Source organism: Halarsenatibacter silvermanii, assembly GCF_900103135.1.
Classification (GTDB): domain Bacteria; phylum Bacillota; class Halanaerobiia; order Halanaerobiales; family Halarsenatibacteraceae; genus Halarsenatibacter; species Halarsenatibacter silvermanii.
In genome coordinates this window covers 31,670-45,093 of record NZ_FNGO01000004.1, presented here as the reverse complement: position 1 = coordinate 45,093, position 13,424 = coordinate 31,670, and the positions used below count along the sequence as shown (strand labels likewise).

Genomic DNA, 13,424 nt, shown 5'->3' with positions numbered 1-13,424 from the left:
GGTTAGTGATATGTCGGATCGCCACAGCATGGATGAAGTGCATAACAGAATAAGATATTTTTTGTTTCTTTGTCTGCTGGTATTCATAATAATTACAGGCAGATTGTTATGGCTGCAGATTTTCCAGAGCTCTCATTTTCAGAGGCTTGTCCTGAATCAAAGAATTCAGCAGAGGCAGGTCGACAGCGATAGGGGTAAGATTCTGGACAGAGAAGGCAGAAATTTGGCTGTCAATACCAGTGCTCCCACTATTGTTGCGTTACCTGAAAAGATTGATGATCCTGCTTCTGCTGCTGAGAAGCTGGCGGAGGTGCTGTCGGCCGACCGCAGGAAGCTGGAATCGAGAATCAGCGGCGGAAGTCAGCTGGTGTATCTGGAAAGACAGGTTTCTAACGATATTTATTCTCAAGTGGAAGATTTAAATCTGGAAGGTATATCCAGTATTGAAGAGCCAAAAAGGATTTATCCCTCCGGTGATCTTGCCGGGCAGATACTTGGTTTTACAGGGATAGATAATTTTGGGCTGGAAGGTCTGGAGTACGCCTATAACAGCATTTTGAGCGGGAATCCGGGGTTGGAAATCAGAGAAATGGATGCCCTGGGAGATAATATCCCCCTGGAAATAGAAAACCAGAACAATATAGACGGCGATCAGGGCAAAAATATACACCTGACCATAGATGAAACTCTTCAATATTTTGCCGAAAATGAGCTCAAAAGAGCCCGGGAAAATTACAATGCCTCCGGCGGAACTATTATAGCTATGGATCCTGAAAACGGGGATTTACTGGCTTTGGCCAACAGCCCTGACTTTAACCCCAATAACTTCCAGGATTTCAGCAGTGAAAAAATGAGAAACAGGGCTATTAGCGATAATTTTGAGCCCGGTTCAGTATTTAAAGTGTTTACCGCTTCCCTCTTTTTGGAATATGGTTATTATGATATGCAGGATAAATTATATGATCCCGGGAGCATAAAAGTTAATGATGCTGAAATTAACTGCTGGTCTGCAGACGGTCACGGTACCCAGAGTTTTGTAGAAATTTTTGCCAACTCCTGCAATCCCGGTTTCGTACAGATGGGTCTTTCAATGGATCCTGAAAATTTAATCGAAGGTCTGGAAAGATTTAATTTCGGTAAAAATACTGGAATTGGACTTCCCGGCGAGAGTTCCGGAAAGCTGAGGCCGGATCATTATTCAGAAGTTGAACAGGCTACCATGTCTTTTGGCCATGGTTTGTCGGTTACCCCTCTGCAGCTGATAACCGCCGCCGGGGCTATAGCAAATGATGGTATTATCAAAAAACCCCGGCTTGTCAGGGGTATATCCTCATCGACGCTGAATGAAGAGGATATTGCTGAGCTGCAGTCTGAAAGGATAAGAAAGGCTATATCACCTGATACCGCAAAAAAGGTTAGAGATCTGATGATAGAGGCTGTAGAAGAGGGAACCGGCCAGGAAGCAAAGATGGAAGGGCTGTCAGTCGGGGGAAAAACAGGGACTTCCAGGCATTATGGGGATGAGGACACCTATGACACCTCATTTTTGGCTCTGGTTCCCGGGGATGATCCTGAACTGGCAGTTTTGGTGGTTTTGAGAGATATTGAAGGAAAAGAGGATGAAGATTTTTATGCGAGTGAAAATGCAGTTCCAGTATTTAAAAATTTGATCAGCAATGCTCTGCTGGAAAGAGATTTACTCGCCGGAAATGATGATCCGGATCCGGATGAATACGATAAATCCACTGAAAAGTTCGAAATTGGAAATTATAGGGGTTTGAATGCACGCAATATCAGCAGAACATTGAGAAGAAAGGGATTAAATGTTAAACTTATAGGAGAAGGAGAGACGGTAAAAGGACAGAGGCCGCTTTCGGGGGCAGAAGTTAATTCCGGAAGCACACTCAAACTTTTTCTGGATGATGCAAAATTGGAGAATAGAAAGGTTATGGTGCCTGATTTTCGAGGTTTAGAAACTGGAGAAGCAGAAAATCTGGCCAGATTATACGGTTTTTACTTGAACGGATCGGTTAGTGGGGAAATCAGCTACCAATCTCCCCCGCCGGGCGAACGTCAGGAAATTTTTGATTCGATCACCATCGAATAATTGAACTGAATCTTTTCAGGAAATAAATTTTGGAGGTATTATGAATTGGAAGCCAGAGATCTTCTGAAGGAAATTGATTGGCAGAACCGATATGGCAGAGGAGATTTCAGCGTCGCTGATGTGACTCAGGATTCCCGCCGGGCAGAAGAAGGATTTGTTTTCCTGGCCAGAAAAGGTTTTAAAACTGATGGTCACAGATTTATAAAGGATGCCTACCAGAGAGGATGTCGGGCTTTTATAGTTGAGGAGCTGCCGGAAACATTGCCCGATGATACTTTTTTTATAAAGGTGGAAAATTCGGCTGAAATTCTCGGGCAGGTAGCTGCAGTTGTGCATGATCATCCAGAGAAGGATCTTGATATTTATGGAGTTACAGGTACCAACGGAAAAACCACAACCTGTTATCTTCTTTATGAGCTCTTAAATGAGCTTGGATTTAAGACTGGATTAATCGGCACAATAAAGGTCGACGCAGGAGGAGAGGAATACTCCGCCGCCCGGACCACCCCTGAAGCCAGCGAGATATTTAGATATTTGGCCGAAATGAGGGATAACGGCTGCCAGGGAGCGGTGATTGAAATTTCCTCTCATGCTCTGGAATTGAACAGGGTGGATAATTTAATTCTTAAATCAGCTGTCTTCACCAATATCAGCCAGGATCATCTCGATTTTCATGAGGACATGGATGATTATCTATCCGCAAAATTATCAATTTTCGATCTGCTGGATGAGAAAGAAGGCATAGGGGTATATAATGGCGACGATGCTATGATAAGATCAGGAGCTGACGGAGCGGAGAATTTGTACTCGTTTTCTCTAAAAGAGGAAAGCGATTTCAAGGCCGAGATAATAGAGGCCAGCGCTGAAGAGGTTGATTTCAGGCTCAATGGCTATAAATTCAATCTTTCAATGGGAGGATTGTTCAATGCCGGTAATGCTGCGGCAGCTTTGTCAGTTCTTTTCAACGAAGGATACGAAGCTGAGAAGCTCGATGAAGCTTTGAGAGGTTTTTCAGGTGTGCCCGGCCGCATGGAAAAAGTTGAAAATGGGCTTGGTTTTACTATCCTGGTAGATTATGCTCATACACCTGCGGGCATGAGGAATGTGCTGCGATCAGTAACCAGGCTTAAATACAATGATCTGATTGTGGTTTTTGGCTGTGGAGGAGATAGAGACAAAGATAAAAGGCCAAAAATGGGAAAAGCGGCCCTCGAGTATGCAGAAAAAGTTTTTATAACCTCTGATAATCCCCGCTCCGAGAAGCCAGAAAATATAATTGATGATATTGTTTCCGGAATAGATTTCGCCGATTATGATTCTTCCTGGAAAATTATTGAAGAGCGCGGAGAAGCAATCAGAGAAGCTGTAAAAGAGGCTGAAAAAGGAGATATTCTCATAATTTTTGGCAAAGGACATGAAACTTATCAGGAGTTTGCAGATGAACGGATAAATTTTGATGATAGAGAAGAGGCCAGAAAAGCTGTTAGGAGAATTGAGCAGTAGAGTCGGAGGAGGAAAACATATGATATCCATGAATCTTTCCGAAATTGCCGAAGCTACCGGAGGAAAAATTGTTCAGGGCAATCCCGGCAGGGATTACAGCAATCTCGTCATAGACAGTCGAAACGCAAAACCGGGAGATATATTTGTGGCCATAGTCGGAGAAAATAATGACGGACATGATTTTATATTTGAGGCTCTGAGTAATGGAGCTGAACTTATTATTGCCTCTCGTTCAATAAATCCGGAGGCCGGTGAATCGATTCTGCAGGTTAAAGATACCACCCGGGCTTTACAGGACCTGGCGTCCTATCATCGTGGATTGATGGAAGATGTTACAGTGATCGGCGTTACTGGGAGCGCTGGGAAAACTACTACCCGGGATATTCTGTACAATGTACTCGGTGAAGATTTCAGGGCTTACAAATCCCCTGAAAACTATAATAACGAGTACGGTCTGCCCCTGACCCTTTTGGGACTGAACGGAGATGAAGATGTAATAGTGCTGGAAATGGGGGCAAGAAATCTTGGAGATATCGAACTCCTGGCTGAAATAGCCAGACCACACATGGGTATAATTACTAATATAGGTGCTGCTCACCTGGAAAATTTTGGTTCACTGGAGAAGGTAACCCGGGCTAAAAGCGAGCTGCTTGAAAATATGGCTGGAAGCGGCACAGGTATACTTAATTATGATGATGAAAATATTCGTCAGGTGAGCGGAAAGTTTGATGATATCAGTATGATTTCTTATAGCCTGGAAGATGATAATGCTGACTATTATGCCGATGATGTTGAGGTATATCCCAGCGGCAAAAAAAGTGAATTCAAAGTTCGGGAGAAGTCTACCGGAGATAGAAAGCGAATGGTTATGAATAGATCGGGAAAACACAATGTTTATAACGCTTTATCAGCTGTTGCTGCGGCCAGGAAATTGAATATGGACTGGGGTAGCATTCAAAAAGGTCTGCTCAATATTGAAGTTACTGAACTGCGTCAGGAGATACGTGAATTTAGAGGTGCTACGATTATAAACGATGCTTATAATGCCAATCCACTTTCGATGAGGGCAGCTTTGGATTATTTAACCAGTCTGGAGGGGGATAGAAATATAGCGGTTCTGGGAACAATGCTGGAACTTGGTGGTTTTGAAAGAGTTGCTCATCTGGACCTGGGTGAGTATATAGAAGAACTGGATCTGGATATGCTCATTACCCTGGACCGGACAGCACGCACAATAGCTGAAGGAGCGAAAAAGAGCGGAATGGATAGAGAAAAGATTTATACTTTCCAGGATAAAGAAAACATCTCTGTTTTTCTGGAAGATATGATCAAGCCAGGAGATAATATTTTAGTCAAGGGTTCGCGCAGATTAAAAATGGAGAAAATAGTTGAATTATTACTGGAACAGGGTGAGTAATAAGGATGGATTCGGCAATTTTTAATTTTTCTATTCCTTTTTTTATTGTTCTGCTGTCAATGCCTCTGATGCTGCCACTTCTAAAAAAATTTGAATTATATCAGGAGATAAGGGAGCTGGGACCAGATTCACACAGAAAAAAGAAAGGCGTTCCCACCCTCGGTGGTATACTATTCTTTCCCGCAATGCTTTTTTCTTCTATTTTATTTCTCCCATTTAATTTTTTAACCTCGATAATACTTTTAATAATAGCCATTAACTGGTCTGTTGGAGTTATAGATGATCTGTTGATAATAAAAAAATCTTCTGCTGAAGGAATAAGCGGCTGGGTTAAACTTATTGTCCAGGGTTTAACCGGTTTGCTTCTCGGTTTGAGCATGTATTATACCGAGATCAGCATCTCACTTTTTATACCCCTGATCGGCGATTGGCTGGACCCGGGAATTTTAATCATTCCACTGGCTGTGCTGGTAATGATGGCCACCACCAATGCGGTAAATTTAAGCGATGGACTTGACGGCCTGGCGGCCGGACTTGTTATAATTACAGTGATATTCGCTCTCCCTTTTCTCCACGAACAGGGTCAGATAATCTTGAGCCTGTTATCACTGCAGGGGGCGGGAATTATGCTCGGATTTCTCTGGTTTAATTTTCATCCCGCCGCTGTCTTTATGGGAGATTCCGGATCTTTGATGATGGGAGCTTTACTGGCAGCTGTTCTGACCTATTCAGGTTACAGTCTGCTTCTGGTAATTTTGGGCGGTGTTTTCGTCATGGAAGCCCTTTCAGTTATCATCCAGGTGCTGTATTTTAAATGGACAGGCGGAAAAAGAGTTTTCAAAATGACTCCTCTCCATCATCACTTTGAACTTGCTGGTTGGCCGGAAACCAGAGTAACATCGAGATTCTACATTATTCAGATTATATTCGGTCTCGCCGCTCTCTTTATCGGCTATATGTGAACGGGTTAAAGCAATTTAGAAAATGCAGGTTTAAAATTAGAGTGAGGTTAATTATATGAAAAACATCGATCGGGATCTGCTTGATCTGGACGGTAAAAAACTGGCCCTGTATGGTTTTAAGGGCGTAACCGGTAAAAGTGTGATTAACTTCCTGGCAGCCAGAAATAAAAAACTATCTCTATATGATGATTCATACAAAGGTGAAAGCATCGACAATTACATTCAATCAGCTGCCGGAGCTGATAAATTAAATATTCTGGATGATAAAGAGAAACTTCTCGATCATGAAGTCATCATCACCAGTCCGGGAGTTCCCACAACTCAGGAATTTTTCCGGCGATCTGAATTCGAAGATATTGAAATTATAAGTGAAATTGAGCTGGCCTATAATTATTTTGACAGGTATATAGTTGCCATAACCGGGACAAATGGCAAAACTACCACCACCTCTATGGCTGGAAGGATTTTAAAAAAAGGACTGACTTCGCGGGAGGTGGAAACGGCAGGAAATATAGGCCGGCCGCTGCTGGAGATCATGGAAAAAACGCCGCCGGATTCTGTAATATTGGCTGAAGTCAGCTCCTTTCAGCTGGCAGGCATAAAAAACTTCAAACCCGAAATAGCTGTTTTGTTAAATTTTTCTCCCGATCATCTGGACTGGCACCGGACCAGATCTCATTATCAAAAATCAAAGGCGAAGATATTTAGCAACCAGGATAAAACAGGTCTGGCGATAATCAATGGTGATTCTGAAGTTCTGAGAGAAATGCTGCCGGAGGACGGTCCTTCAGTTAAGATGATTTCAGAAACTTTAAGCGGGGCCAGCGTCAGAATCGATGGTGGCCTTCATTTTCAAAAAGAAAAAAAATTTGATGAGAACTTTATAAGCGAAGATTTAATACCCCTTGTGGGGAAGCATAATCTTAAAAATGCTGCTTTTGCAGTTTTGATAGCCAGCACTCTTGGTGTCGATATCAGCACATTAAAAAAAGAAATTAAAGATTACACTCCCCCTCCTCACAGGCTGCAAAAAGTTAAAGAGTATAAAAACCTTGATATTATAGATGACTCCAAAGCAACCAACCCTCATGCTGCTCTATCTGCTCTGGAATCTCTGGCCGGTCAATACGATAACATTTATCTGATAGCTGGAGGCCAGGACCGCTGCAGTGATCTCTCTGATTTTACCTTAAAGATCTCCCGGTTAACTGAAGGCGCCGTGCTTCTGGGTGAGACTTCAGAAGAGATGAAAAATCTTTTGCTGAAGAAAAATTTTGATGACTTTAAACTTGCAGTTGATATGCCAGGGGCTGTGAAAAAAGCCCTGAGTATGATAGAATTGGAAGTCGCCGGAGACAATCTTCTGCTGTTATCACCTGGCGCTCCCAGCTGGGATATGTACGATAGTTATAAGCAAAGAGGTAAAAAATTCAGAAGAGAAGTTGAGAAAAACCTCACAGAATGATTACGGCTGCTGCCGGTTTCTGCTGTTGTACTGCTGGAAGAGTCTGAGACAGGGAGAGGCAAAACATGGAAAATTTTAACCGGGCCGAAAAAGAAAAACAGAATGATTACGAACGCAGCAGCATCGATAAGATTCTGGTGCTGACAGTTTTAATGCTTTTAAGCTTTGGATTGATCATGATTCTTAGCGCCAGCTCAATAAAATCCATGCAGGATTACGGGGATATTTATTTCTTCTTTAGAAGGCAGCTGAAATTTGCAGGTGCCGGTTTAGCAGTTATGTTTCTGCTCTCCCAGCTGGATTATCACTTTTATCTCCGCCATTCACGCAAAATTGTTTTCTTTTCTCTTTTCTTGCTGCTGGCAGTTTATTTGCCCGGCCTGGGAGTAGCTGCCGGTGGATCCCGCCGCTGGATTGATCTGGGGTTTATCAATTTTCAGCCTTCGGAGTTCACCAAACTGGCCGCGGTGATTTATTTGAGCTCTTTTATCTACAGAAAGAAGAATTTCATTAAGAGTTTTTGGAAGGGCGTTTTTCCGCCGATGATTATCATCAGCGCCATGTTTTTTCTGGTGACCAATCAGCCGGACCTGGGTACCGGCGTGGCCATCTTTGCCACCTCCCTGCTTCTGCTAATCATAGGGGGAATGAAGTTCAGCCATCTGCTGGTGATCGGTCTTCCCGGCAGTCTGATTTTAATCTATTACCTGACAGCGGCCAGCTATAGAGTCGAGCGTCTGACCTCATTTGTTGACCCCTGGTCGGAACCTCGCGGAGCCGGTTATCATGTCATTCAATCTATTCTGGCCATTGGTTCGGGCGGGCTTACCGGTCTGGGGCCGGGCAACAGCCTGCAGAAATTTTTTTATCTTCCAGAACCGGCCACCGATTTTATTTTTGCCGTAATAGGGGAAGAATTGGGTTTTATAGGGGCATTTATTTTGATTTTGCTCTTTATCCTTCTCACTTACAGGGGAATTGTGATCGCCCTGGGGGCACCCGATCTTTTTGGATCTATGCTGGCCGTGGGGATTACCGTTATGATCTCCCTGCAAATATTTATAAACATCGGGGCAGCAACTGCTTTAATGCCTGTTACCGGAATCACTCTGCCGTTCATAAGCTATGGGGGTAGTTCTCTTCTGATTATGATGAGTTCTATTGGTATCCTGCTTAGTATATCGCGTTTTGAGTCAGTTGAGGATGTTAAAAAGTGAAAATATCGATAGCAGCCGGAGGAACGGGCGGACATATATCGCCGGGATTGGCGGTCGCCGAAAAATGGTCAGCAGAGACGGGTGAAGTTCTCTTTATAGGAGGCAAAGGGAAGGTTGAAAAGAAATTGATTGCCGGAAGCGGATATGATCTCCATAAAATTTCTGCCTCTCCGATACCCAGAAGTTTCAGCCGGAATATGTTTTACGGACTGGCTGGAAATATCAAAGCTTTTTTCGAAAGCCTGAAGATTCTTCGAGATTTTTCTCCCGATATTGTACTGGGCACGGGGGGCTATGTTTCCGGAATGCCAGTACTGGCCGCGAGCCTTATGGGAATACCCACTGTAATACATGAACAAAATTCTTATCCCGGTCTGGCCAATCGAATACTTTCCTACCGTGCAAATGGCATTGCTGTGAGCTATGAATCTTCAGACGGGCATTTTCCGGACAGGTCGCAGGATAAAATTTATCATACGGGAAATCCGATAAGATCTGCTCTGACCCAAATACAGCGTGGGGAAGCCCGGGCAAAATTGTCAGTAGATTCGGAAGCATTTATGGTGCTTGTGATGGGAGGAAGTCAGGGATCGAGGAAAATAAATCAGATTATCACCAGGACCTACCGGAAGCTGACCTCTTTTGAGAGTCTTTTTGTTTATCACATTACGGGAACAAGCAATTATCATGAGGTCATCGATCTGGCCGAAAAGAGACTCGACCAGGATAAGCTGGATAGGATAGAATTCACCTCCTTTTGCGAGCAGATCTCCTATCCCTTATCAGCAGCTGATCTTTTCATAGGGCGGGCCGGAGCTACAACTCTGGCTGAAATCACAGCCTGCGGGCTCCCGGCAGTGCTCATCCCCTATCCTCATGCTGCGGCCGGACATCAGAGAAAGAATGCTGAGGTTCTGGCGGAGGCCGGAGCAGCTGAAACTCTCAAGGAAGATGATCTGAGCAGTGAGAAGCTGAACAGGATGATCGTTTCCCTGTATAAATCACCAGAGAGGTTGGATAAAATGAGAAAAGCCAGTTTTGAATTGAGCAAGCCGGAAGCAGGCAAAAAATTATATGAGCTTTTACTAAAACTGGCCCGGGAGGCGAAGTAAATTATGGTTTCATCTACTTTCGAAGTTGATCCAGATGATAGAGTTCATTTTGTAGGAGCGGGAGGAGTATCAATGAGCGCACTGGCGGCTTTGCACCTGGAAGAAGGCGGGCAGGTCACCGGATCGGATATCACGAAAAACAGCAGGATCACAAACCTGCTTGAAAAAGGGGCAGATATTTCGATCGGACATAAACCGGAAAATATTGATGATCAGGATCTGCTGGTTAAATCGACGGCAATTCCTGAAGGAAACAGCGAGGTTCAGCAGGCTGCCGAAAAGGGTATTCCCGTGATCAGCAGGGCAGAATTTCTGGCGGGACTGGCCGCTGATAAAAAGCAGATAGCGGTGAGCGGTACCCACGGCAAGACTACTACAACTGCTATGCTGACCGAGATTTTTTTAAGGGCCGGCAGAGATCCCAGCGTCATGCTGGGGGGAGAGCTGATCTCTGCTGAGAGCAATCATATTTCCGGAGAAGAAGAACATTTCATATTCGAAGCGGATGAGAGCGATGGTTCACTGGTTTATTATTCACCCTGGCTGGCGATAATAACCAATCTGGAAGCTGAACATTTAAATTTTTATGAAGATGAAATAGAGATTGCCGACAAGATGAAGGAATTTATAAATCGTATTGAATCCGGAGGATTTTTGATACTTTGCAGCGATGACCCTCTGATTCGAACTCAAATAAAACCATATGCCGAAAAAAGAGATATAAATATCATCACTTACGGCATCAACAGCGGGGATTATAAAGCCGATCAGGTAAAAACTAAAAATTTTAAAACCAGTTATCAGTTCAAAATCGAAAATAAAAATGTCAGCAGAGATATGAGAGTAAACCTCCCCGGCCGCTGCAGTGTTCTTAATTCGCTGGCAGCAGCAGCTGCTGCCCGGGCAGCGGGGGTGGATTGGAATGCCATCGAAGATGGGCTTGATAACTTCAAAGGTGTTAAGAGAAGATTCGAGGTAAAAGGAATGGTTGATGATATTCAGGTTATAGATGATTATGCTCATCATCCAACCGAAATTTTTGCCACCTATTTGACAGCAGCCCGGTCTGAGCCCTCTCGAATTATTACAATTTTTCAGCCACACAGATTTACCAGAACCAGAGCTCTCTGGTCGGATTTTGTCTGTACCCTATCCCGTATTGATTACCTGCTGGTCTGTGATATTTATCCGGCCAACCAAAAACCCATAGAAGGTATTAACTCCCGCAGGCTGATCGAGGAGATCAAAAAAGAAAAGGGCAGCTCCAATGGCTGGACAAAATACTCCGGCACACCTCAGGAGGCTGCTGATTTTCTCCTGGATAGGCTTGACGGAGGAGATCTGGTTCTGACCCTGGGAGCTGGAGATGTTTATAAAGCTGGAGAAACTCTGCTGGAAAAAATGAGGGGCAGGGAAGATTGATTAAGGACAATTTCGGGAAGCTTATACTGGCCGTTTTTTTGGGGCTCGGTCTGGGGTTGATACTTTCTTCCAGTCTATTTGAGGTCAGAAGAGTGGAGATAGAGGGCTATGATGACGAAAATCTGCAGATGGAAAAAATAATCGGCAGCAATATCTTCAGACTGGAAGGCATCGAACTGCTCAAAGAGAAGATCGGAGAGGATCCATATGTAGAAGGAATCGAGGTCAGTAGAAACCTGCCTCAAAGAGTTGTGATAAATGTAGATTATAATAGGCCGGTAGCTGCTCTGCAGATCGATGGAAAATACACGATTTTCAACCGTTATTTTTATATAATTGCTGAAGATAAAGACCAGAGGAGATATCAGGTTCCGGTGCTGAAAAATATCTCCTACAATTTTCGCAGGGATAGACTGGTTTTTCCTGAAGAAGCTGAGCTCATGATATCAAAGCTGGAGAGTTTAAATCCCGATCTGCGTCACCGCCTGGAGGAAGTAGATTTTTCGAAAGGAAAAATTGAACTGGTTCTCAGTTCCGGGGCAGAAATTCTGATAGGTTCTGTTCAAAAACTCGATGAAAAGTTGAGAGTGCTTAATTCTTTTGCCGAAGAGAATCCGGAGCTGCTCTCGCGGCTGGAATATCTCGATCTGCAGGCTCCTGCCCGGCCTGTAATTAAAGAGAGGTGAACTTTTTTCAGACAGCAATTGATCCAAAAGTTTAGCAATGCAGAGAGGAATATAATTTTATCTATTGAACTTTATAGAAAGGAAGGATTTCTGTCTGAAAAACTTTTTTAAGCAGCTTTTGTTTTTAGAGCGCATAATTTGCATAAAAATCAACATCCCGGTTCAAAATTCATCGAAAGGGGGTAGATTTTTGAATAGAAAAGGTTGTATTTCAGTCATAGATGTCGGTACCAAAAAGATATGTGCTTTGATAGCGGAAATTTCTCCGGCACCGCAGGAAAGTTTTTATGACGAAGTTGATATTCTGGGGGTGGGTTTTCATTCTTCAGAGGGTTTAAAAAAGGGAATAGTTGTAGATCTGGAAAAATCCGCGGAATCTATCAGATCAGCTGTAGAAGAGGCTGAAGAAATGGCCGGTGTAGAAATTGAATCGGCTTTTGTGGGAATTGCTGGTTCTCATATCGAATCAGTCAACAAACGGAGTTCAGTTGAAGTAAGCGGCAGAGATGAAGAGATTAAGAACAGTGATATAGAGCGAGTTATAGAGAAGGCAAAAGAAGGTGCTGTTGGCGAAAAGGAAAGGATTATACATACTCTTCCCGGAGAATATATTGTTGACGGCACCGCAGGAATAAAACACCCTCAGGGAATGTCGGGATTTCAGCTGGAGGTTGATGCTCATATTGTCAAGGGGTCGGTCGGGTCTATCAAGAATTTGATAAAAAGTGTAAATCAGGCCGGGGTCGATATTGAAGAACTGGTTCTGGATCAGCTGGCTTCAAGCAAAGCGGTTTTAAACGGAGATGAGAGAAATTTGGGAGTTGCCCTTGCTGACATCGGGGGCGGAACCACAGATTTTATAGCTTTTGTCGGAGATAAAATAGCATATACCTCGGTGCTGCCTGTTGGCGGGGATCATGTGAGCAATGATATTTCTGTCGGGTTGAAAATTTCCGGTTCAGAAGCTGAAAAGATTAAAATACAGCATGGTTCAGTAAATGTCGATGAAATAGAGGAAGACAGCAGGGTAGAAGTAAGAAGTGCCAGCGGCAGCGAGACAATGCAGGTTTCCCGCAGATACTTATGTCAGATCATAAGATACAGAATGGAGGAATTATTTGACCTGATCGGAAAGGAGATTGATAATATTGGCGTCGACAATCCAGCTCCGGCCGGTCTGGTTCTGACCGGAGGAGCATCTCTTTTGAGCGGCAGCCGTGAACTCGCCTCTCAGGTGACCGATCTGCCTACTAGAATCGGCGAGCCTGTCTGGGCTGATAAGATTTCGGAGCTGAATTCAGGTCCTATTTACGGGCAAAACGGTGATTATTCCTGCGGACCGATTTATTCCACCTCTGCAGGCCTGATCAAATACGCTCTCGAACATACTTCAGCCGGACGCAGTCGAGTGAGCGGGACAAAAAAGGACAGCAGTAAAACTGTAGAAAAGTTTTTTAGCAGAGTGAAGAAATTTTTTGGAGGTTTCTTTGAATAGAGTCATGGCCGGCAAAATTCTGGACATAATCCTGATGC

10 protein-coding genes are annotated in these 13,424 nt (G+C 43.8%); all 10 read left to right on the top strand.

All coding sequences use genetic code 11. The features are described from left to right. Positions 1–10 precede the first annotated feature (10 nt). Positions 11–2,107, top strand: a complete 2,097-nt coding sequence (locus BLT15_RS02885; protein ID WP_089758489.1) for a penicillin-binding transpeptidase domain-containing protein — start codon at positions 11–13, stop codon at positions 2,105–2,107. A gap of 45 nt (positions 2,108–2,152) precedes the next feature. Then, positions 2,153–3,610: a UDP-N-acetylmuramoyl-L-alanyl-D-glutamate--2,6-diaminopimelate ligase gene (locus tag BLT15_RS02880; RefSeq protein ID WP_159429785.1), complete on the top strand. Its 1,458-nt coding sequence runs from the start codon at positions 2,153–2,155 to the stop codon at positions 3,608–3,610. 19 nt (positions 3,611–3,629) lie between these two features. Next, on the top strand, positions 3,630–5,027 hold the full coding sequence (locus BLT15_RS02875) for a UDP-N-acetylmuramoyl-tripeptide--D-alanyl-D-alanine ligase (RefSeq protein WP_159429784.1): 1,398 nt from the start codon (positions 3,630–3,632) through the stop codon (positions 5,025–5,027). Between the two features lie 5 nt (positions 5,028–5,032). Continuing rightward, a complete protein-coding gene (gene mraY / locus BLT15_RS02870) occupies positions 5,033–5,989 on the top strand; it encodes a phospho-N-acetylmuramoyl-pentapeptide-transferase (RefSeq protein ID WP_089758482.1) in 957 nt (318 codons plus the stop codon). Positions 5,990–6,044: 55 nt separating this feature from the next. Then, entirely contained in the window at positions 6,045–7,454 is a 1,410-nt protein-coding gene (gene murD, locus BLT15_RS02865) for a UDP-N-acetylmuramoyl-L-alanine--D-glutamate ligase (protein ID WP_089758480.1), read from the top strand. Between the two features lie 65 nt (positions 7,455–7,519). After that, a complete protein-coding gene (ftsW, locus tag BLT15_RS02860; protein ID WP_089758478.1) occupies positions 7,520–8,671 on the top strand; it encodes a putative lipid II flippase FtsW in 1,152 nt (383 codons plus the stop codon). Then, positions 8,668–9,783: an undecaprenyldiphospho-muramoylpentapeptide beta-N-acetylglucosaminyltransferase gene (murG, locus tag BLT15_RS02855; protein ID WP_089758476.1), complete on the top strand. Its 1,116-nt coding sequence runs from the start codon at positions 8,668–8,670 to the stop codon at positions 9,781–9,783. Before ftsW ends, murG begins: the two co-directional genes overlap by 4 nt. Positions 9,784–9,786: 3 nt before the next feature. Beyond that, a complete protein-coding gene (murC, locus tag BLT15_RS02850) occupies positions 9,787–11,205 on the top strand; it encodes a UDP-N-acetylmuramate--L-alanine ligase (RefSeq protein WP_089758474.1) in 1,419 nt (472 codons plus the stop codon). Beyond that, complete coding sequence (locus BLT15_RS02845; RefSeq protein WP_089758472.1) at positions 11,202–11,891, top strand: cell division protein FtsQ/DivIB; 690 nt, start codon at positions 11,202–11,204, stop codon at positions 11,889–11,891. The genes murC and BLT15_RS02845 overlap by 4 nt, the downstream gene beginning before the upstream one ends. A 190-nt stretch (positions 11,892–12,081) precedes the next feature. After that, positions 12,082–13,386, top strand: coding sequence for a cell division protein FtsA (gene ftsA, locus BLT15_RS02840; protein WP_089758470.1), 1,305 nt, complete (start codon positions 12,082–12,084; stop codon positions 13,384–13,386). The last annotated feature ends 38 nt before the right edge of the window (positions 13,387–13,424 follow it).